Origin of the sequence: Methylophaga sp. OBS4, assembly GCF_026319305.1 — a bacterium.
Lineage (GTDB): Bacteria > Pseudomonadota > Gammaproteobacteria > Nitrosococcales > Methylophagaceae > Methylophaga.
Genome location: NZ_JAPDMV010000002.1, coordinates 21,542 through 41,863, shown reverse-complemented (window position 1 = coordinate 41,863; position 20,322 = coordinate 21,542). Strand labels below are relative to the sequence as shown.

17 protein-coding genes are annotated in these 20,322 nt (G+C 49.6%); 4 read left to right on the top strand and 13 right to left on the bottom strand.

Annotated elements, in window-relative coordinates:
- Window positions 1-15 precede the first annotated feature (15 nt).
- The 4 genes from OMP95_RS00770 to OMP95_RS00755 are packed head-to-tail and all read right to left on the bottom strand — an operon-like array spanning window position 16 to window position 2,594.
- The gene (locus OMP95_RS00770) at window positions 16-1,278 is read right to left on the bottom strand and encodes a methyl-accepting chemotaxis protein (RefSeq protein ID WP_323135097.1); all 1,263 of its coding nucleotides are present in this window, start codon (window positions 1,276-1,278) and stop codon (window positions 16-18) included.
- Window positions 1,279-1,302: 24 nt separating this feature from the next.
- A complete protein-coding gene (locus tag OMP95_RS00765; RefSeq protein ID WP_266324897.1) occupies window positions 1,303-1,851 on the bottom strand; it encodes a chemotaxis protein CheW in 549 nt (182 codons plus the stop codon).
- 2 nt (window positions 1,852-1,853) lie between these two features.
- Window positions 1,854-2,219: a twitching motility response regulator PilH gene (gene pilH / locus OMP95_RS00760; protein WP_266324895.1), complete on the bottom strand. Its 366-nt coding sequence runs from the start codon at window positions 2,217-2,219 to the stop codon at window positions 1,854-1,856.
- 3 nt (window positions 2,220-2,222) lie between these two features.
- Complete coding sequence (locus OMP95_RS00755) at window positions 2,223-2,594, bottom strand: response regulator (protein WP_266325014.1); 372 nt, start codon at window positions 2,592-2,594, stop codon at window positions 2,223-2,225.
- 279 nt (window positions 2,595-2,873) lie between these two features.
- On the opposite strand from OMP95_RS00755, the gene gshA reads away from it, so the two are divergent.
- Window positions 2,874-4,148, top strand: coding sequence for a glutamate--cysteine ligase (gshA, locus tag OMP95_RS00750; protein WP_266324893.1), 1,275 nt, complete (start codon window positions 2,874-2,876; stop codon window positions 4,146-4,148).
- Window positions 4,149-4,420: 272 nt separating this feature from the next.
- On the opposite strand, the gene OMP95_RS00745 is transcribed toward gshA, so the two are convergent.
- From OMP95_RS00745 to OMP95_RS00735, 3 genes are all read right to left on the bottom strand, one after another.
- Window positions 4,421-5,563: an FIST signal transduction protein gene (locus OMP95_RS00745; RefSeq protein WP_266324891.1), complete on the bottom strand. Its 1,143-nt coding sequence runs from the start codon at window positions 5,561-5,563 to the stop codon at window positions 4,421-4,423.
- Window positions 5,564-5,786: 223 nt separating this feature from the next.
- Complete coding sequence (gatB, locus tag OMP95_RS00740) at window positions 5,787-7,229, bottom strand: Asp-tRNA(Asn)/Glu-tRNA(Gln) amidotransferase subunit GatB (RefSeq protein WP_266324889.1); 1,443 nt, start codon at window positions 7,227-7,229, stop codon at window positions 5,787-5,789.
- Window positions 7,230-7,346: 117 nt separating this feature from the next.
- A complete protein-coding gene (locus OMP95_RS00735) occupies window positions 7,347-8,003 on the bottom strand; it encodes an HAD family hydrolase (protein WP_266324887.1) in 657 nt (218 codons plus the stop codon).
- A 150-nt stretch (window positions 8,004-8,153) separates the two neighbouring features.
- Between OMP95_RS00735 and OMP95_RS00730 the strand changes: the two genes are divergently transcribed.
- Window positions 8,154-8,666, top strand: coding sequence for an RNA pyrophosphohydrolase (locus OMP95_RS00730; protein WP_266324885.1), 513 nt, complete (start codon window positions 8,154-8,156; stop codon window positions 8,664-8,666).
- 2 nt (window positions 8,667-8,668) lie between these two features.
- Here OMP95_RS00730 and argA read toward each other — a convergent pair whose 3' ends face one another.
- Complete coding sequence (argA, locus tag OMP95_RS00725; RefSeq protein WP_266324883.1) at window positions 8,669-9,976, bottom strand: amino-acid N-acetyltransferase; 1,308 nt, start codon at window positions 9,974-9,976, stop codon at window positions 8,669-8,671.
- Between the two features lie 120 nt (window positions 9,977-10,096).
- Here argA and ilvD point away from each other — a divergent pair, with 120 nt between their 5' ends.
- Window positions 10,097-11,950 (top strand): dihydroxy-acid dehydratase, encoded by a 1,854-nt coding sequence (gene ilvD, locus OMP95_RS00720; RefSeq protein ID WP_266324881.1) that lies wholly within the window; start codon window positions 10,097-10,099, stop codon window positions 11,948-11,950.
- Window positions 11,951-12,088: 138 nt separating this feature from the next.
- Here the strand turns inward: ilvD and OMP95_RS00715 are convergent, their stop codons facing one another.
- Both OMP95_RS00715 and OMP95_RS00710 read right to left on the bottom strand, forming a co-directional pair.
- Window positions 12,089-13,873, bottom strand: coding sequence for an ABC transporter ATP-binding protein (locus OMP95_RS00715; protein ID WP_266324879.1), 1,785 nt, complete (start codon window positions 13,871-13,873; stop codon window positions 12,089-12,091).
- 146 nt (window positions 13,874-14,019) lie between these two features.
- Window positions 14,020-14,694 (bottom strand): TIGR04211 family SH3 domain-containing protein, encoded by a 675-nt coding sequence (locus OMP95_RS00710; RefSeq protein WP_266324877.1) that lies wholly within the window; start codon window positions 14,692-14,694, stop codon window positions 14,020-14,022.
- 166 nt (window positions 14,695-14,860) lie between these two features.
- Between OMP95_RS00710 and OMP95_RS00705 the strand changes: the two genes are divergently transcribed.
- Entirely contained in the window at window positions 14,861-15,295 is a 435-nt protein-coding gene (locus tag OMP95_RS00705; RefSeq protein ID WP_266324875.1) for an arsenate reductase ArsC, read from the top strand.
- Between the two features lie 22 nt (window positions 15,296-15,317).
- Here OMP95_RS00705 and OMP95_RS00700 read toward each other — a convergent pair whose 3' ends face one another.
- The 3 genes from OMP95_RS00700 to OMP95_RS00690 form a co-directional block, all read right to left on the bottom strand.
- A complete protein-coding gene (locus OMP95_RS00700; protein WP_266324873.1) occupies window positions 15,318-17,144 on the bottom strand; it encodes a GGDEF domain-containing protein in 1,827 nt (608 codons plus the stop codon).
- A gap of 83 nt (window positions 17,145-17,227) precedes the next feature.
- Entirely contained in the window at window positions 17,228-18,712 is a 1,485-nt protein-coding gene (locus tag OMP95_RS00695) for a choice-of-anchor I family protein (RefSeq protein WP_266324871.1), read from the bottom strand.
- Between the two features lie 164 nt (window positions 18,713-18,876).
- Window positions 18,877-20,235 (bottom strand): OprO/OprP family phosphate-selective porin, encoded by a 1,359-nt coding sequence (locus OMP95_RS00690; RefSeq protein WP_266324869.1) that lies wholly within the window; start codon window positions 20,233-20,235, stop codon window positions 18,877-18,879.
- Between the last annotated feature and the right edge of the window lie 87 nt (window positions 20,236-20,322).

The window sequence follows — 20,322 nt, the reverse complement described above, 5'->3', positions numbered from 1 at the left end:
TGGTTCAGTTAATGATTAAGGCAGCTTGAAGCCGGAGACGGATTTACGCAGTTCATTGGTCAGTTCCAGCAAGCGCCCGATCGCAGCAGCACTTTCATTGGTACCGGTTGATGTCTGCATGGTGATTTCCTGAATCACGTTCATGCTTTCTGATGTACTCACCGCAGCGGTGGCCTGTTGTTTGGCGTTGGCGGTAATGTTGTTGATGAGTTCTGCCAGTTGATGAGACACTGCTTCAATCTGCTCCAGCGAGGCACCGGCGTCCTGAGATAATTTGGCCCCGGCCACTACCTCAGAAGTACTTTGTTCCATAGAGGTAATGGCTTCACTGGTATCGCTTTGAATGGTTTTTACCAGCGCATCTATCTGTCTGGTGGCGTTACTGGAACGTTCAGCAAGACGTTGAACCTCGTCGGCCACCACCGCAAAGCCACGACCCGCTTCACCCGCCATGGCGGCCTGAATCGCGGCGTTCAAAGACAGGATATTGGTTTGTTCGGCAATGTCGTTAATAAGTTCGACGATATCACCGATTTGCTGTGAACTCTCACCCAGACGTTTGATCCGTTTTGAGGTTTCCTGAATTTGTTCGCGAATAGTGTCCATGCCGTTAATGGCTTTTTTCACCGCCGCATTACCCTGTGCTGCCAGCGATACCGATTGTTTTGCTACTTCGGAAGATTGGCTGGCGTTGTTGGAAACCTGTTCGATGGAGCCGGCCATTTGAGTGATGGCTGAACTTACTTCGGTAATTTGTTGGGCCTGATGTTGACTGGCATCGGTCAGGTGCAGTGCGGTGGCCTGGGTTTCCTGCGCGGCAGAGGCGACTTGCATGGTGGTGGAGTTGATTTGTTCGACCAGACTGCGCAGCGCATCGATGGTGTAGTTAACCGAGTCCGCGATCGCGCCGGTAATATCTTCGGTAACCGTAGCACTGACGGTGAGGTCACCATCAGCCAGATCGCCCATTTCATCCAGTAGACGTAAAATCGCATCCTGATTGTGACGGTTTTGCAGCTCCATTTCATCCATAGACGATTTCAGTGCCTGCAAAGGGGCGTAACTCAGGCGTATAGCCGCAATCAATGTCAGTACAAAGATTACGGCAACGGCGATACTGATTGGTAGCAGATCATTGTGAATTTGTTGATACTCACCACTTGCGATCAGCCAGAAACCGGCCAGTGCCAGCACTAGAAATAACAGGAACACAAGCAAGTTAAGCCAGTTGTGTCTGGTCATCAGGGAAGATAGGAAGAGCTTGCTAGTTGAATTCATAAACCTTGTCCTGAGAGCAAAAAATTAAGCCGCTGCATTGATAAATCGAGGGTCAGCAATCAGCTTGCGGAAACTGAAAACATCCCATTGAATGTCCTGTTGGAAGACGCTTCCTGTCAGATAGGGAGTGAGGTTGAGGTTTCTGTTCTGATCAACGGCTTCCGCCTCTCGCTGGAAATGTTTGAGGCCAAATACCTCATCTACCAACAGGCCACTACCAATTTCTTTGTCATTGATGACTACGATACGGCTGCGTTTTGTGACTTTAGAGGCTTTACCGTGAAGGTAAAGACTAAGATCTAACACCGGCAGTAACTCACCGCGCAAATTAACTATACCAAACACCCAGGGCTGAGATTTGGGTACTGCGGTGACTTGTTCGGGTACCGGAAAAACTTCTCTGGATTCCTTCAGAGGAATGACGAAATGGTGTGGCCCGGCCCTGAAACCGATCGCTGTCCAGGCATCGGTAAGATCGTCCTGTTGACTAAGGCCGGCAGCTTTTTGTTTGCTGCGCCGTTCAATATCTTGCAGCAGAGCGATGATATCTTCAGGCTGATAAATTTTTGTCATTTTCAACCCCCGATTAGCAAGTTGATTTGTTCGATCAAGTCCTTTTCAGCGACCGGCTTGCCTAGATAGCCTTTGGCACCCTGACGCAGTCCCCACATTTTATCCGTTTCCTGGTTTTTGGAAGAGACGATCACGATGGGAATGTCACTGGTTTGAGGATCTTTGGTCAGCTTGCGTGTAGCCTGAAAACCATTGAGGTTAGGCATGACTACGTCCATCAGAATCAATTGCGGGTGTTTGTCATACGCCATTTGAACCGCCTGTTCTCCATCTTCTGCGATCAACACGTCATGCCCGTTTTTTGCGAGCATTTTTTGCAATACATAGACTTCCGTGGGTGAATCATCGGCAATCAGAATAAGCGCCATAGGCTAATCAGCGTCCTGTCTTTTGTTCAGCAAATGCGTTCGGATTGCACCGAGTAAGTCGTCTTTAGTGAAAGGTTTGGTCAAATATTGTTCCGCACCAACTACACGTCCTTTAGCCCGATCAAACAGTCCGTCTTTACTGGAAAGCATAACAACCGGGATATCTTTAAATTTAGGATTGTTTTTAACCAGCGCACAGGTCTGGTATCCATCCAGGCGAGGCATCATAATATCAATAAAGAGAATATCGGGGTGGTCGGCACTGATGATGGGAAGCGCTTCAAATCCATTGTCCGCAGTAAGCACATCGCAACCTGCTTTTTTCAGAAGTGTCTCAGCAGTACGACGAATGGTGTTACTGTCATCGATGACCATGACCTTCAGGCCGGAAAATTCAGTTTGGTTTTCGCTCACGATTATGCTGTACCTGAAATTGTGTCTTAATTGTTATTTATTATCCCTAGCAAACGAAGATATACCATTTTTCTTTCGCAGGCTAGTAATGCTGTGCGCACATCAAAAACCGGTTTACCAGTCCCGATTTTCAGTGACAAACCAGTATGAATGACTTGAAAAACCGAAACTGTGTCCCATGTCACAGTAAGGAACTGTGCTCATACCACAATCTGCAACCCAAAACAGTGAGATAAAATCATGACTTCAGGCGTTCCCCATCTGACCACCGCCCTCAACGGTCCGTTGCTTCAACTGGAAGCTCACCTGCTGGAGAAACAGACTCAGGTGGAAATCTGGCTGCGCGAACAATGGCTGAAAACGCCTGCGCCATTTTACGCTTCTGTTGATTTGCGTAATGCCGGTTTCAAATTGGCGCCGGTCGATACCAATCTGTTCCCGGCTGGATTTAATAACCTTAATCCGTCATTTATACCTTTGTGCATTCATGCCGCGCAGGCGGCGGTCGAAAGAGCCTGTCCCACCGCTAAACGCCTGCTGATCGTGGCCGAAAATCACACGCGCAATCTGTTTTATCTGGAAAGTCTGGAAACCTTGCGTGATATTTTCCAGAAAGCCGGTCTGGAAGCCCGAATCGGCAGCCTGCGTGAAGATATTACTGAAGCGGTGACGGTTGAATTACCTTCAGGAAAAATCAGTACGCTGGAGCCGCTGATCAGAAAAGGCAATCGTGTAGCCGTGGATGATTTCTCTCCTTGTCTGGTGCTGTTGAATAACGACCTGTCAGCGGGGCGTCCGGCTATTCTGGAAGGGTTGGAACAGGAGATATTACCGCCTTTGCACGCAGGCTGGTCTACCCGCAAAAAGTCCGATCATTTCACTCACTACAACGCTGTTGCCAAAGAATTCGCAGAGCAGATTGATATTGATCCCTGGCTGGTGTCGCCACTGACTTTGCAATGTGGTGAAGTTAACTTCAAGGAGCGTGCCGGCACCGAGTGTCTGGCAAGAAACATCGACAATCTGTTGATGACGATTCGGAAAAAATACCGCGAATACAATATTGACCGCGATCCTTTTGTGGTCGTAAAGGCTGATTCCGGTACTTACGGCATGGGCATTATGACGGTGAAAAGTGCCGATGACATCACTAACCTCAACCGTAAGCAGCGCAATAAAATGTCATCTGCCAAGGAAGGGCTGGTGGTGGATAATGTGTTGGTGCAGGAAGGGGTGTATACCTTTGAAACGCTGGGGAATGACCATGCGGTGGCTGAACCGGTGATTTACATGATGGATCACTTCGTTGTAGGCGGATTTTATCGGGTACACACCGGCCGCGGACCTAATGAAAATCTCAACGCACCGGGCATGCATTTTGAGCCGTTGGCATTTGCTCAATCCTGCATCACGCCGGATCAGACCGAGCAGCCAGATTCAGAACCCAACCGTTTTTATGCTTACGGTGTGATTGCCAGACTGGCTTTGCTGGCCGCGGCCCGGGAGCTGGTCTAATAGACCAACTGAATATTCACGATATCAAATTGTAAAGTGCGCTAAGGAGTCTGTCGGACTTAAGATGGTTCTGTTGCGAAAAAGCCGGATTGGCCATTTTTACACAATTTCTCGTTTAAAGAGAATGACTATTCGCCTCAAAATTGTGCAAAAATTGACTCATTCAATCGGCGGGAGCGATTGAACGTGTAAACCCCGAAAGGGTGAAGCACAGGGATGTGCTTAACAAACCTGATTTTCCCTCGCAACGAACACTTAAGTCCGACAGATTCCTAGGTTTTATGTTCGCTTAAGTAGGCGATAGTCATAGTCTGATTGTGTAACTGACTGTGACTGTCGTCTTCACCAGAGCAGATTTCACCATTGGAGTAAAAACCGGTGATGCCGGTTTGTACTCCCAGCAGGCGTTGCACGGCATACACTTCATCTACGACCTGAGATTCCATCACTAGTTTGCGTCCGACACAACTGACGCAAATCGCCAAAGCCTTGTCATTGATATCAACGTCTTTTTGCAGGATCTGGCGTGCCGCTTCACTGGCGCCCATTACCAGGCTGTCATGATCTGATTTGAGGAAACGTACGGTAGAGCCTTCGGCGATATTGCCGGCAAAGGTCAGGCTGTTATCTTTTTCGTTTATAGACAGCAATGTGCGGATCACATTGACGTTTTTTTCGTCCATAATCGCAAACGGGAAATTGAGGCCGGAGGCCGGCAGTTCATTGGCATAATAACCAATGTACATTTTGTACAAAGGCAAAGCCGGCTTGTTATCCAGCTCATGCACCACGTTTTTATTGGAACGGGTTATCTTGCGAGGCGGGCCATAGGGTTTCCAGCCTCCCAGGGCGCCGCTGGTCACAATTGCATCTTTGCCGTAGATGCCGACAGCAATGACCACACGATCTTCAATCTTGTCATTATTAAGTAACAAGGTCTTTTTAAAGTTGGCATCATCGCCGGCCAAGCCGCCGGTAATGGGCACATTAGGTAATACTGCCTGTAAACCTTCCACCAGCTCGGAGCCGTTGACATTAAGGCCGTCACTGAGTACAAACACGCCTTTGAGATCATCCATTCTCAGCTCGCCGGCAATTTGGGCGCCTAGCGCGTGCGATTGTTCCATGCTGTTCACCGGTTTGGTGATAAAACGCAAAGTGCTGCGTTCCCACTGCATCGCGGTAATATGCACACTGTCATCATAAACACCGTCGCCGGTGATCTCACCGGAAGTCGTACAGCCGATGATTTGCGCATTGGGATAACGTTTTTCCAGAATCTTGGCGAAATTGCGTTCATTAAAGCGACTGACCGACCCAAAAACCAACACCCAGTTAGCTTCGGGGAGCGGGGAGGCGGAGGGTAATTTGTTTAAGCCCGCTTTGGCTGGGAGGTGTTCCTGTTCAAACTTCATGGGCGCGCGCCTGACTCCATTGAATGACGGCTACTTATAATTCAAGTGCCAACAAATAAAGCTTAATTAAATCCTTCGGCTGATACTACATCAGTTTATTGACTTTGGGGAATTGCCCGCCCAGGAAACTGTGACAGGGGTCACAAATAGCAAAATCGCTGATCCGAAAAAATAAAAGGCCGTAAATGTCATTTACGGCCTTTTGAGCGGAGAAACTGAAAACTTAACCGGCCAGTTTTTTCTTCAGCAATTCATTCACTTGTGCCGGGTTGGCCTTGCCTTTGGAGGCTTTCATGATCTGGCCGACAAAGAAACCGAACAGCTGTTCTTTACCCTCGCGGTATTGCTGTAATTGCGCCGGATTATTGGCGAGCACTTCATCAACCATTGCTTCTATGGCACCACTATCGGTTACTTGTTTCAGTCCTTTGGCTTCGATAATGGTGTCAGCGTCGGCACCTTCACCTTCCCACAAGGCTTCAAACACAGTTTTGGCGATTTTGCCGGAAATGGTGTTATCACTGATACGAATCAATACACTTGCCAGTTGCTGGGCGCTGACAGGTGATTCGGTAATATCGAGTCCCGCCTTATTCAACGCGCCGGACAATTCACCGGTTACCCAGTTGGCACATTGCTTGGGATCTTTACTGCCTGTTGCGGCTAATACGGCTTCGAAGTAATCAGCCAGTTCGCGGGTGCTGGTCAGCACTGCAGCATCATACGGAGACAGATTCAGTTCCCTGACAAAACGATCACGTTTTTCATTGGGCAGTTCCGGCAGGGTGGCGCGGACTTCATCAATCAGTTGCTGTTCGATCACTAAAGGCAACAGATCCGGATCGGGGAAATAACGATAATCGTTGGCTTCTTCTTTGGTGCGCATAGAACGGGTTTCGTTCTTGTCAGCATCAAAGAGCCGGGTTTCCTGAATGACGGTACCACCTGATTCCAGGATGTCTATTTGACGTTCTATTTCAATATTGATGGCACGCTCGACATTACGGAATGAGTTGATGTTTTTCAGCTCAGCGCGGGTACCGAATTTTTCCCGGCCTTTAGGGCGCATGGATACGTTGGCATCACAACGGAAAGAACCTTCCTGCATGTTGCCGTCGCAGATTTCCAGATAGCGCACCAGCGAGTGGATTTTTTTCATGTAGGCCACGGCTTCTTTAGCGCTGCGCATATCCGGTTCGGAGACAATCTCCAGCAACGGTGTGCCGGCACGATTCAGATCGATACCGGTCTGGCCGTGGAAATCTTCGTGCAGGGATTTACCCGCATCTTCTTCCAGGTGGGCTCGGGTGATGCCGACGGTTTTTTCAGTGCCGTCCTCCAGCTCAATGCTTATATGGCCTTTGCCTACTATAGGCAGTTCAAACTGACTGATTTGATAACCTTTAGGCAGATCGGGGTAGAAGTAGTTTTTGCGGGCGAATACCGAGCGTTCGGCAATTTCGGCGTCCACAGCCAGGCCAAATTTGATGGCCATTCTGACGGCTTCCTGATTGAGTACCGGCAACACCCCCGGCAAACCCAGATCAACGGCACATGCCTGTGTATTGGGGGGCGCACCGTAGGCGGTGGCAGCACCGGAGAAAATCTTACTTTTCGTAGCGAGCTGGGCGTGAATTTCCAACCCGATGACAACTTCCCATTCCATAATGACGGCCTGAATTTAGAATTATAAAAACGATAAATTGTATACGGAAACTACCTGGAAATGCACGATCTCAGCGAGACAAGAAGCTGATTTATTCGCGTCATAACCGGTATTAATTTATTCGCGCAAACTGAGAATTTTCCAGCCGCGTTGTTGCGCGACTGCCTGTAATTTGGGATCCGGATCGACCGCAACGGCGGTATCAACCAGTTCCAGCAATGGCAGATCATTATGTGAATCACTGTAAAAGATACTGCCTTGCAAATCCTGATTCTGTTCCACCAGCCACTGTTTTAATCTGTCCACTTTACCCTGATGAAAAGAGGGGATCCCGGCGACATGCCCGGTGTAACGGCCATCTATTAATTCCGGTTCGGTGGCAATCAAATGTTCAATAGCCAGCATCTCGGCAATCGGTGAAGTGATAAAGCTGTTGGTGGCGGTGATAATCAGCAACGTATCGCCTTTCGCCCGATGCTGGGCAATGAGTGCTTTAGCAGCAGGCAATATAATAGGTTTGATTTTCTGCTGCAGGTAATTTTCCCGCCATTCATATAATTGTCCCAGGCTGTGGCTGGCCAGCGGTTTGAACACAAACTCGAGAAACTCATAAATATCCAGAGAGCCCTCAAGATATTGCTGATAATAATGTTCATTGGCGCGACGGTAGGCATCCGCATCAACAATGCCGTTTTCGCACAGGTAGCGTCCCCATAGAAAGTCGCTATCACCTCCCAGCAGGGTATTGTCCAGATCAAAGATTGCCAAAGCCATAATGCAGAAAAATTCTCCGTGTAAATCAAAACCAGAATCTATTGTAAGCCAAAATGAATTGCATACTGGCAGTGCTTTTAATAATCTAACCACTAATGAAGATAAACATGCTGGGGGCGTCTGCGCTCAGCCAGCCAGAGATTGAGAGTTGTGATTGATAAAGATGGCTTCAGGCCAAATGTGGGGATCATTCTCTGCAATGAAGATAACCAGGTTTTGTGGGCGCAACGAGCGCAACATGATTCGTGGCAATTCCCGCAGGGAGGCATCAAAGCAGATGAGACAGCAGAACAAGCTGCCTATCGTGAGCTTATGGAAGAAGTCGGGTTGATGCCGGAACATGTTGAACTGCTGGCAGTAAGCCGTAGTTGGTTGCGCTACCGTTTGCCCAAACGTTATCTGCGTTATGGTAACAAGCCGCTATGTATCGGCCAGAAACAGCGCTGGTTTCTGATGCGCTTTACCGGTAACGAGGAAGACGTCAAACTTGATCTGCACGAAAAACCGGAGTTTGATGACTGGCGCTGGGTGGATTACTGGAGGCCGGTGGAAGAAATCGTATTTTTCAAACGCCGCGTCTATGAAAAAGCTTTGCACGAGTTTGCACCGGTCCTGTTTCCAGAATACAGAAGACGCGTTGGCCGTAAACAGCAAACCAGCTGACTTTAAACAGGTTTTAACGTTTTTCGAAACACTCTGGAGTTGCGCTGATAGTTGTACAAAGCCTGCTTGGTTACAGGCAAATCACTGATTTCAGCGGCTTTGAAACCATGTTCCAGAAACCAGTGCGCAGTCTGGGTTGTCAGTACATAAAGGCTTTCAATACCCATTTTCAGAGCCGAGTGCTCCAGTGTAGCCAATAACTGTTTGCCCCGCCCCTTGTCGCGATAGTCGTCGGCAACCGCCAGACAGGCGAGTTCGGCCATTTTATTGTCGGGATAAGCGTAAATGGCGGCGCAGGCAATTACGCTACCGTCACGTTCCATCACGGTGAAGTGATCGATTTCACGCTCCAGCAGTTCACGTGAACGTTTCACTACCGCCCCTTTTTCTTCCAGCGGTTGAATCAGCTCAAGAATGCCGACTACGTCTTCAATGGTTGCCTGGCGCGTGGTTTCAAAAGAGGTTGCCGTTAATAAAGTGCCAGCGCCATCGCGACTGAACAGTTCTTGCAGCAATGCTCCATCCAGGGTGCGATCCAACAGATGCACACGTTTGACACCAGCCTGACAGGCACTGACTGCGGCGGCGATAGAAGGGTGGGCCTGTAAATTCTCTCTGGCTTGTTGCAGGGTCAGTTCGCGTGGCAGGTTACGGTTACTTTCACCGATAAAAATCAGCTTGTCGGCAGTGAGGGCCGTTGCCACAGCGGTGGCGATGGCTTCAGCAGACAAATTGAAAATTTCACCGGTCAGTGAATAACCGAGTGGAGGGAGTAACACGATATTGCCGAGTGACAATTGTTGATTGATGCCTTCAATATCCACCCGGCGTACTTCGCCGGTGTGTCCCAAGTCGACGCCATCCAGAATGCCGGCTGGTCTGGCGGTGACCAGATTGCCACTGGTACAGCGGATGCGGGCATCGGCCATCGGTGTATGCGGTAAACCAAAAGACAGTTTTGATTCGATATCCACCCGCAGTTTGCCAATTACCGATTTGGCTATTTTAAGGCTGGTATCATCCGTGATGCGCAGACCGCGGTGGTAGTTGACCGGCACGCCGAACTGCCCGCACTGCGCTTCAATCTGTGGTCTGGCACCATAGATCAGCACCAGACGAATACCCAGACTATTAAGGATCGCAACATCATGCAACAAGTGATCAAAGCCCGTACTATCAATGGTTTCGCCATCAAACGCAATCACAAAGGTAGCCCCGCGATGCGCGTGAATATACGGCGCAGCGGTACGGAACCAGCTGGTGGTGGTCGCCAGATTGTCAGGGTTTGTTGTTGATTGCGAGTCGTTCATAGGCTCCTTTTTATCGCAGTCTCAGCACACTTGCCAAGTTACGTGTAAAATTTGTGCGGATAAACCACACGGAATTAACTAAATTCAAGATGGTAAAAGCAGCTTATTCGGAGACTCAGTATGCCTCAATATCGTTCTAAAACGTCTACCGCCGGCCGCAATATGGCAGGTGCCCGCGCTTTGTGGCGGGCGACGGGAATGAAAGATGATGATTTCAACAAACCGATCATTGCAATCGCTAATTCATTTACTCAATTTGTGCCCGGTCATGTTCACCTGAAAGATCTGGGACAGCTGGTTGCGCGCGAAATTGAACAGGCTGGTGGCGTCGCGAAAGAATTCAATACCATTGCGGTTGATGATGGCATTGCCATGGGCCACGGCGGCATGCTTTACAGCCTGCCATCGCGCGACATTATCGCCGACTCGGTGGAATACATGGTTAACGCGCACTGTGCTGACGCGTTGGTGTGTATTTCCAACTGCGACAAGATTACCCCGGGCATGTTGATGGCCGCACTGCGCCTTAATATTCCGGTGGTTTTTGTTTCGGGCGGCCCGATGGAGGCCGGTAAAACCAAACTGGCGGGTAAGGACGTCAAGCTGGATCTGGTCGATGCCATGGTGCAGGCGGCGGACGAACATGTCAGCGATGAAGATGTGGCACAGGTAGAGCGCAGTGCCTGTCCGACTTGCGGCAGTTGCTCGGGCATGTTTACCGCCAATTCGATGAACTGTCTGACCGAGGCGCTGGGATTGTCGCTGCCGGGTAACGGTTCGTTGCTGGCAACACATGCCGATCGACGTGAGCTGTTCCTGGAAGCGGGGCGCCGTATTGTGGACCTGGCTAAACGTTATTACGAAAACGATGAAGATGATGTGTTACCCCGTTCGATCGCAACTAAAGCCGCGTTTGAAAATGCGATTGCTTTGGATATTGCCATGGGCGGTTCTACCAACACGGTTTTGCATTTGCTGGCGGCAGCCCATGAAGCCAAGGTGGATTTCACCATGGCCGATATTGACCGTATGTCCCGCAGGGTTCCTAACTTGTGCAAAGTGGCACCGGCTACCAATAAATATCATATGGAAGATGTGCATCGTGCCGGTGGTGTAGTCGCTATTCTCGGCGAATTGGCCGCTGGCGGCTTATTGCATACTGATGTCCCGACCGTGCATGCCAAAACCATGGCAGACGGGCTGGCGCAATGGGATATCAAACGCAGCGAATATGAAGTGGCGCAACTGCGTTATCTGGCCGGGCCTGCCGGTATTCCGACCCAGCTTGCGTTCAGCCAGGATTGCCGCTGGCCGGAACTGGATCTGGATCGTGAAAACGGCTGTATCCGCGACATTGAACATGCTTACAGTCAAGATGGTGGCTTGGCGGTACTCTACGGTAATCTGGCTGAAGATGGTTGTATCGTAAAAACGGCAGGTGTGGACGAATCTATCCTGACCTTCTCCGGTCCCGCGCGTATTTTTGAATCTCAGGATGCTTCAGTAGCCAGTATTCTGGCAGGTGAGATCAAAGCGGGCGATGTTGTGTTGATTCGCTATGAAGGGCCGAAAGGCGGCCCGGGTATGCAGGAAATGCTGTATCCGACCAGCTACCTCAAGTCTAAGGGGCTGGGCAAAGCCTGTGCCTTGCTGACCGATGGCCGTTTCTCTGGCGGGACTTCCGGTTTATCGATTGGTCATGCTTCACCGGAAGCGGCGGAAGGCGGCAATATCGGTCTGGTGGAAGAGGGCGATATCATTCATATCGATATTCCTAACCGTAAAATCAACGTTGACCTTACCGATGAAGAATTGGCACACCGCCGCGCAGCGATGGAAGCCAGAGGCGAACATGCCTGGCATCCGGTAGCCCGTGAACGGGAAGTTAGCCTGGCCTTGCAGGCTTATGCGGCTTTAACCACCTCGGCTGCCAAAGGTGCGGTCAGAGATGTGGAGCAGTTGAAGCGCCGTTAAGTTTTTCTGCCCGGTTAACGAATTAACCATAGAAATGGAATGGTCCGCCTCGCTTCGCTTATGAATGGAATTTCCATTCTGGCACTTTGATGCCGTTATGGAGCGGACCATTCCATTTCTGTGGTTATTGACTCCAAGCTAAATCTGCTGGGCGTAGAGTTTTTGATACAAGCCATGCTGGCGGATCAGCGAGTCATGGTCGCCTTCCGCGATAATCTCACCGCCATCAAATACGACAATCCTGTCCGCTTGTTTTACCGCGCTCAACCTATGCGCAATAATAATGGTCGTACGGCCTTGCAGATAATCAGCCAAAGCCTGATGCAGATGATGTTCGGTATCACTGTCCAGTGCCGAAGTGGCTTCGTCCAGCACGACCACGCTGGGGTTTATCAGCACCATGCGGGCAATCGCCAGACGTTGACGCTGCCCCCCTGAAAGTTTGACCCCAGAGCGGCCGATAATGGTGTCGAGTTGCTGCGGCATATTGGCAATAACATCTTCCAGCTGCGCAATGTGAATTGCCTGCCAGACGGCCTCATCTGAATAATCCCGGCCCATGGTAATGTTTTCCCGCACGCTGTCATTAAACAATGCCGGGCTCTGTAACACGGTAGCCACATGCTCCCGTACGGTATCGAGGCCGATATCGCTGACTGCAATATCATTGAAATAGACCATGCCGCTATCAGCCGGATACAACCCTAGCAACACATTAACCAGTGTCGACTTACCGGCGCCGCTGGCACCGACTAACGCCACTTTCTCACCCGCTTTGATATTGAGCGAAACGCCATTGAGCACTTTGTGATTATCGCCATATTTGAAGTGCAGATCCTTGATACTGATGCTGCTGGCTTCACCTGCTACAAAGGGATTGATTTTGTCTGGGTAGCGTTTTTCTTCCTGCATGGAGAACAGTTTATTGAGCCGGGAGACAGCGGCACCCGCTGCGTAAAACGAATATTGGATATTCAGAACTTCCTGAACCGGACTCATCATGAACCAGAGGTAACCGAATACGGCAAACATTTGGCCGATGGTCAGGTCGGAGAACACGACCATAAACATGCTGACCGCTCGGAACACATCAAAACCGAACAGAAAGATCACAAAAGAAAAGCGGTTGGCGGCATCGCTTTTCCAGGCGTAATCGGACGCGTAGTTACGCAGGCTGCGGGCATTCTCGATAACACGGCGCAGATAATGTTTTTCGCGGTTGGCGGTACGGATTTGCTGTACTGCATCCAATGTTTCGGTGAGACTTTGCTGGAAAATCTCAAAAGCCGTGTTTTCGCGTTGTTTCAGGGTTTTGACCCGTTTGCCCACTATCATCGTGAAATAAATCACCAGTGGATTCATAAACAGAATCAGCAATGCCAACTGCCAGTGTAAAAACAGCAGGATAACGGCGGTACCGATAATGCTCAGCAGGGCAACGATAAAGCGGCTGACGGTATTGCCGATGAAATTGTCGATGACTTCGATATCAGTGACAAAATGTGAGGCGATCCCCGCACTGCCACGGGTTTCATATTCGCTGATGGCAATGCGGCCTAAGCGTTTAATCAGTTGCTGGCGAATGCGGAAAGTAATGCGCTTGGCAATCAACGTGAAATAGCGTGACTGAATAACGTTGAGGAGCAGTGAGGCTACCCGCAGGATCAGTGTAAACAGTAACACGGCGGAAATATACAGCACCGGGCCATGCCACATTTCCGGGGTAAAGCGTTCGATAAAATGCACGGTAACGCCGGGCTGATCCAGTAAGACCTCATCAACCATTAATGGCAGCAGCAAAGGCACTGGCACCGCACAAATCGTGGCCAGAACGGCGATCAGGTTGGCTTTGACTAAATGTTTCTTATAGCCCAGTGCCCGATGCAAAATACTCTGGAGGTCATAACTGTTTTCGCTGCTCATCTGTCTATCGGCATTACATTGGCTTGGTCAAACTTGCTGCTGTATTGAGTACAGCAGCAAGTGGTTGGTGAATCTTGAAGGCGGTGGTGTTTCCGCCTTAAGCTCATTATAACTCCGCGATAGAGGGGGGCTGTGCAGATAAGTGCTTACAGGCTGCCCCAGCTATCTTTTTTGCGCAAACGCAGGCGTGGAAGAATCAGCCCCAACACGATACCTGCGAACAGGACTGCAGCGCCGATCAGAAACCAGTTGCGGGTGCTGTTGTCCTTCAGCGCATTATTTTCAATGACCAATGACTGATTCTGATGATCGATTTGTTGCAGTTTTTCTTTCAGTTGGCGGTTTTCATTATCTAACGCCACGGCATTGGAGGCCGTACGGCGCAAATCGTCCAGTTCTTTGCTGAGGCGCTGGGATTTTTCCTTGAGCGTCATGTTCTGGCTGTCGACATCGGTATTTTGTGAGCTCAATGCAGAAATTTCTTCTTTGTACCTGGAAATTTCCAGTTCCAGGTTGGCAATTTTCTGCTCACTGGCTGTCAGGCGGTCACGGGCGCTGGGTGTATTGCTGAGATAGCGTGTCAACACCCAGCCTTCGATGCCCTCAGCGGTTCTGACTTTGGAGTAACCGGCCGGATCGGTTTCCAATACATCGAGTCGGGTGCCGGATGTCAGCATTTTGCGAATACCGAATTTGACGCCCTGGCCGTTGCGCATGGTGATTTCCAGTTCGTCAGAAACGTAGCGGGTGGTTTGGGCGCTGGCAAACACCGGCACCAGCAAAACGACTGTTATGAGAAAGTTAGTGATGAATTTTTTCACGGCGGATATCTGTGTTGGTTAACAAACTGGCATTTTAACAGATGGGGCTAAGGGCGCTTCAAGTTTGTCAGTGTGAATCAGTCATTATCTTGTCAAAACAATGGGATTCATCACATTGTCATAAAACCCTGCTACCTTCACCGCAGATATGAAGAAGGTAATAGCAATGGATAGGTTAAGAGTGATGTTTTTGTGTACCGGCAATTCCTGTCGTTCACAAATGGCCGAGGGCTGGGCACGTGCACTTTCCGGCGATGATATCGAAATCAAATCAGCAGGTATCGAAGCACACGGTCAAAACACGCACGCGATTAAAGTGATGGCAGAAATCGGTATTGATATTTCGCAGCAGGAGTCTATCCGCGTCAATGGCGAAATGCTGGAATGGGCGGATTTACTGGTGACCTTGTGTGATAACGCCGAAGAACAGTGTCCTTTGTTGAGCCCGCATACCATTAAAGTGCACCTGCCGTTACCTGATCCGGCCAAAATGAAAGGTGAAGAAGCAGAGATCCTGGGCGCATTTCGTGAAACTCGCGAAAAAGTGCGTCAGCGGGTCGAGTTTGTGCTGGAACAAGTGGCAATGGAAGCTGCGGTATAGTTAGAGTTACCCTTAAGTATTTTTAGCTGTTGATGACTTTTCTATCAACGCCTGCTATTTGTAGTTTATCCACGCAGCACTGGCATTGCTGTTTCTCCAGCAGATAGAAACTGTTGCCGCTGATGCGTTTTGCCATTGATTTGGCTTTACTGGCGCATTCCGCTAAATCAGCCTCAGCGAGAATTTCTTCAAAGTCCTGTAATCTGACCGCTCCTATCGACAGGCTGAGCAACGGGTAAAAGGTCTGTTGGCCGTGGCGATCCTGGGCGTTAATTCCTTGCTGCTGCAGGTGCGCAGCAAGGTAAAGTTGCGGATACAAAAGCTGAAATGCATGCAGAATTTGCTGACAGCGTAACTGCCAGTCCAGGCTTTCAAACACGATGATAAAGTCATCGCCGCCGACATGGCCGATAAAATCGATGTCGGTATTGATGTGATCAGTGAGGGTTTTGGCGGTCAGACTGATCACTTGATCCCCTTTGCCATAGCCGTATATATCATTGTAAGGCTTGAAATTATCCAAATCGAAATAACAGATAACCACATCACGGTTTTGCTCAATGACATCGCGTGTGTGTTCGCTAAGTGGTACATTGCCAGGCAGGCCACTGAGCGGATTGGCATGACGGGCCATGGTGATTTGCATATCGGTGATTTGGCGTAATAAATCCATCAAACTGCCGACCCCCCGATAGCGTTGCTGTTCGGTGATGATAAACAGACTGTGCTGATGGTGCGTTTCCTGGCTGGTAATCTGATAGCTGAGTTTTTTCAAAGACAACGCGGTCTCGACGACGATAGGCTGGTTGTCCATAAATTCACGGATGGCCTTGCGTCCGTGCAATTCGCGCCCAAACCGGCTGGCATATAAGGTCATGAATTCATCACGCCAGACAATACCGGCAACTTTGTTATTGGCATCAACAACCGGTAACGCGGCGAGGTTGACGGCTTTCTGAAAGCGGTCGCCGACATGGTGCAGTAAGTCGCTGGTTGTCAGCGGTTCCAGTTCGGTCAGCAAACTACTGACCAATGTGTTGGCGCGGGGACGCCCCGGAGACAGCAAGGCGGTTTGCTGGCGTTGGGAAAATAAACCGCTGTCCAGTGACTTTGGCGGGTTGCGGCCGGGCCTGCCGAAATAATAACCCTGCACAAATTGCATATCGAGACTTTGTGAAGCCAGGTATTCCTGACGAATTTCAATACCTTCCCCAATCACCTGGCAGTTGATGCTCTGTGCGATATCTATCATCGATTGCACAAACTGGCGCTTTTCCCGGTCTTCATGGATATTTTGCATGAAGTGGCGATCCAGTTTGACGAAATCAGGTTTCAGTTCTGACCAGGTTCGCAGTCCGGAATAACCTGCGCCCAGATCATCAATCGCAATAGAAAACCCCATTTCACGGTAATGTTCGGTTGCCTGCCGCATTAAATCATAATCGTCGATGGGATACTGCTCAGTCAGTTCAATAACCACCTGTTGTGGTAATAGACCGGCAGATTTTAGAAACTGTAAGGTCAGGCCATGCGGGTAATCATTTTGCAACAAAGCCACAGGCGTGGTGTTGATAAACAATTTGCCGGGCAGGCCGAGTTCGCCATAACGACGGATAACGGTTTCCCGGCATAACAAATCCAGCTCGGCCAGTTTGCCATGACGATAAGCGGTGTTGAACAGGTTAATCGGCGAATGCAACGGACTGTCAGAGGGGCCGCGGATCAGCGCCTCATAGCCGAAGATCTGCTGTTGCTGCAGCGATACAATGGGTTGGAAAAGCGGGGTCAGACTGCCTTGACGGAGTATGTCCTCCAGTGAAAGGAATTGTTGTAGTTCTTCTTGTGTCATCCAGACTCAACTTTTTAAAAAACAGAAAATCCTGCTTCCTCCGGGAAGCAGGATTTGCAAGTGGCTAGGGGCGGCTATTAACGTTATGGCTTGATTTCATATAAAGAAATCGTGTTGCTGATTTCGTTGGTAACCAGCAACCAGCTGCTGTTGCTATCACGTTCAATAAAGACCAGACCCTCAGGGCCGATATCACCCTGCTGTTTGGTGTTAATAAAGCCAGCCGGCGCTGGTTTGTAGGGATTATCGAGCTGGTAGACAAAAATGCCTGAGGTTCTTTCCAGACCGATAAAAGCATAGCTGCTGTCACCCAGCTTGCCGACTGTAACCGATTCAGGTTCCGGGCCTTTATCATCACTGCGGCTGTCATCCCAGACATCCATTCCCTGCTGCTGGTATTGCGCCAGTGAGCGCTCAAACGTTGAGCCACTGTCATAAACTTGATTGCCGTTGGCATTCCAGATGGAGAAGGAGCGGCCACCATAAGCAAAAATCTGGTCAAAGTCGCCGTCACCATCAATATCACCATGTGCCAGCGTGGTTTTTAAACGGCCCAGGTTTTCATCTTTTTGCAATACTTCCGCACCCGGGAAGACGTCGGGATCAAGGGTCAGATCCTTAACCCGTGCTTCTTCGCTGAAGCCGTCGTAATCCCGCGCGTCACCTTCGTTGGCCGAGATAATAAAAGTGGCGTTGCCACGCTGATAAGCGGCCAGCGCATCGGGTTGATACATGCCGTAAGCAGGCCATGGCTGGATATTGATGCCATTATCTTTGTTGCTGGCATCAAAGGCATTCTTCTGTTGCGTATGTTTTTTGTAACCCAGGCCGTAAATAGCGGTAATGGTCGCAGTTTCGATATCCAGCCTGGCGATGGCATTGTTTTCCTGCAGGCTGATCCAGGCTGTTTTGGAGTCTTCAGCGACCGTCACGTATTCCGGTTCCAGATCCTGTGCGATGCTGGCACCGGGGCCAAAGATCCGGACATTTTTCAGATCTTTTATCGTGAAGCTGTTAAAACCGGCAGTTCGAGCTGTCCAGCTTGCCGTATCGATGACAGACACAGATCCTTCCGGGTCTACCGAATAATCAGCGTTGGGTTCTCCCTCATTCGCTACAAGCAGAAACTTGCCATCAGGAGTGAAAGTAAGCATATCAGGCAGGGCACCGACTTCGACTGAGTCGATATGTGTGCCATCAGTCATAAACAATTCTACCGTGCCGTTAGCCTGTTTATCTGAGGCTTCTACTGCAACAGCAACGATGCCACTAGATACCGCCACACTGTTCGGGCCGCCACCATAGAGTGATAAATCAATGGCACTGACTTCAATTAATTGGCCATCAATGACATCTAAAATACGCAGTTCATTTTCCGCGGCATTGGTTACAAAGACGCGTGATGAGGCAGCGTCGTAAGCGGCGATTTCGGCACAGCTTTCCTGGCCACCGCATTCTTCGGCGTAGCTTGAAAGTTTTGTAACTTCAAATGCCTGGATGGTTGCAACAGGCAGTAAGAATGCCAGGCCGAGAACGACAACATATTTTGATAACAGGAATTTTTGCATGATGATGGCCTTATGCTGAGAAGAGAACATGACTAAAGTCACATAATTCAGCTTCTTTTTAATGACAATCAGATGAAGTTTTTATGACAGCCGGACTTGCCGGCAAAAAAAAAAGGCCCCACCTGTAAGGGTGAGGCCCAATCGAGAGAGTAACTAACCGGTCTCTACCAGTAAGCCTGGGCACGGAATTTCAGTGCTGAAGGCTCTATACTCGTGCCGGCACCGTTTACAGTCAGGTCGGTAACCTTGTCGTAGTTCAGCATCAGACGGGTGTTTTGAGTCGGGTAGTAGTTGACACCGATGGTGAATTTATCTGCTTCGTCATCACCGGCCTGTGAGTCCTGGATTTCGAGATTTTCGAAGCGGGCGGCGATTTGCCATGCACCGTATTTGGATTTAGGTGAAATGCCTGAGGTATAACCCTTTTTCCATTTCAACGATTCTCCGGTCAGGAAGTAACCCGCTTCAACCGCGTAACCGTCGATATCGATATCGTCTGCTGTTTCACGCTCGATACTGTAATCAATGTATTCCGCCATTGTGTGGAATGAACCAAACACACCCATGGCATCAACGGTAAACGCATCAGAACCGTCAAACTCACTCGCAGCAACTGTGCCGGTGCTGAGCGGTTTGGAATTATCAATGTGGCTTACCAGACGTTGATCAAATTTGAAGGAGTCGCCGCCGCCTTTGGTCAGGTAACCGGCGCCAATTTGCAACAGGTGAGTGCTGTCCTGCATATAAGGTACGAATGAACCGCGGACAGCAAAGGTGCTACCGTTATTGTCTGTTTCGCCATCACTCAAGCCACCATTTGTCAGGCCTGCAGCAAGTAACCATTTATAATCTTTGTCGTTGACAGAGACTACTGCACCGCTTTCCCGAGCAGGTGAGATGCTGCTGTCAGCAAACAAGGGGCGATCCATAAAGCTCATGTATTTGGAGCTGATTTTGGTGTTCAGACCAAAAGGAATATGAGACTGACCCAGTTTGACACCGTATTTGGTGTTGTCGGTCAGTTTGTTACCGTAGCTGATATAGGCATCTTTGATAGAAGCATCACCACCGGCAAAATCAGCTTCAAATTTGTAACCCATGCTGTAGATAGCACCCTCGAAACCCAGACGGGCACGGCGTAATTCAGTGCCTTCTGCATCATCGCTCTCGCTGCCAGTGTCTGCATCTGCGGTTACCGCATCCCACATCACCCGACCGATAGGCTGGAATGACCAGTTACCTTCACGATCTTCAACAACCAGCTTACCTTTGGTAGTGATCTTAGGCATATCAGCAGTTGCTTCTTTGACTTCTGCTTTCACTTCGGCTTGCGCTGCTTCGGTGGCTTCCTTGTCAGCTTTTGCTGCATTAGCCAGCAAATCGTAATCTTGTGCACTGATAGTGCCTTTGTCGCGCAGGACCTTCAATAGGTCTATCATGGCATCGTTGTTGGCTTGTGCCGGCAGCATGGCCGCACCGAACAAGGTGCCTGCTATTAATAAAGATGTCGTTTTCAGTTTCAAGGGACTATCCTCTTGGTTGGTTTATCAAGTTCGGTGTTAATGCCGAAGTCCCGCACACCTTATGCCCGAAATGTTTCACCGTGATTA

Bases quoted from the DNA above. Each gene is read 5' to 3' on its own strand.
- OMP95_RS00695 (WP_266324871.1), bottom strand. From the start codon at position 18,712: ATGCAAAAATTCCTGTTATCAAAATATGTTGTCGTTCTCGGCCTGGCA.
- OMP95_RS00745 (WP_266324891.1), bottom strand. From the start codon at position 5,563: ATGAAGTTTGAACAGGAACACCTCCCAGCCAAAGCGGGCTTAAACAAA.
- ilvD (WP_266324881.1), top strand. From the start codon at position 10,097: ATGCCTCAATATCGTTCTAAAACGTCTACCGCCGGCCGCAATATGGCA.
- OMP95_RS00765 (WP_266324897.1), bottom strand. From the start codon at position 1,851: ATGACAAAAATTTATCAGCCTGAAGATATCATCGCTCTGCTGCAAGAT.
- OMP95_RS00705 (WP_266324875.1), top strand. From the start codon at position 14,861: ATGGATAGGTTAAGAGTGATGTTTTTGTGTACCGGCAATTCCTGTCGT.
- OMP95_RS00755 (WP_266325014.1), bottom strand. From the start codon at position 2,594: ATGGTCATCGATGACAGTAACACCATTCGTCGTACTGCTGAGACACTT.
- OMP95_RS00700 (WP_266324873.1), bottom strand. From the start codon at position 17,144: ATGACACAAGAAGAACTACAACAATTCCTTTCACTGGAGGACATACTC.
- gshA (WP_266324893.1), top strand. From the start codon at position 2,874: ATGACTTCAGGCGTTCCCCATCTGACCACCGCCCTCAACGGTCCGTTG.
- OMP95_RS00735 (WP_266324887.1), bottom strand. From the start codon at position 8,003: ATGGCTTTGGCAATCTTTGATCTGGACAATACCCTGCTGGGAGGTGAT.
- gatB (WP_266324889.1), bottom strand. From the start codon at position 7,229: ATGGAATGGGAAGTTGTCATCGGGTTGGAAATTCACGCCCAGCTCGCT.
- OMP95_RS00770 (WP_323135097.1), bottom strand. From the start codon at position 1,278: ATGAATTCAACTAGCAAGCTCTTCCTATCTTCCCTGATGACCAGACAC.
- argA (WP_266324883.1), bottom strand. From the start codon at position 9,976: ATGAACGACTCGCAATCAACAACAAACCCTGACAATCTGGCGACCACC.
- OMP95_RS00715 (WP_266324879.1), bottom strand. From the start codon at position 13,873: ATGAGCAGCGAAAACAGTTATGACCTCCAGAGTATTTTGCATCGGGCA.
- pilH (WP_266324895.1), bottom strand. From the start codon at position 2,219: ATGGCGCTTATTCTGATTGCCGATGATTCACCCACGGAAGTCTATGTA.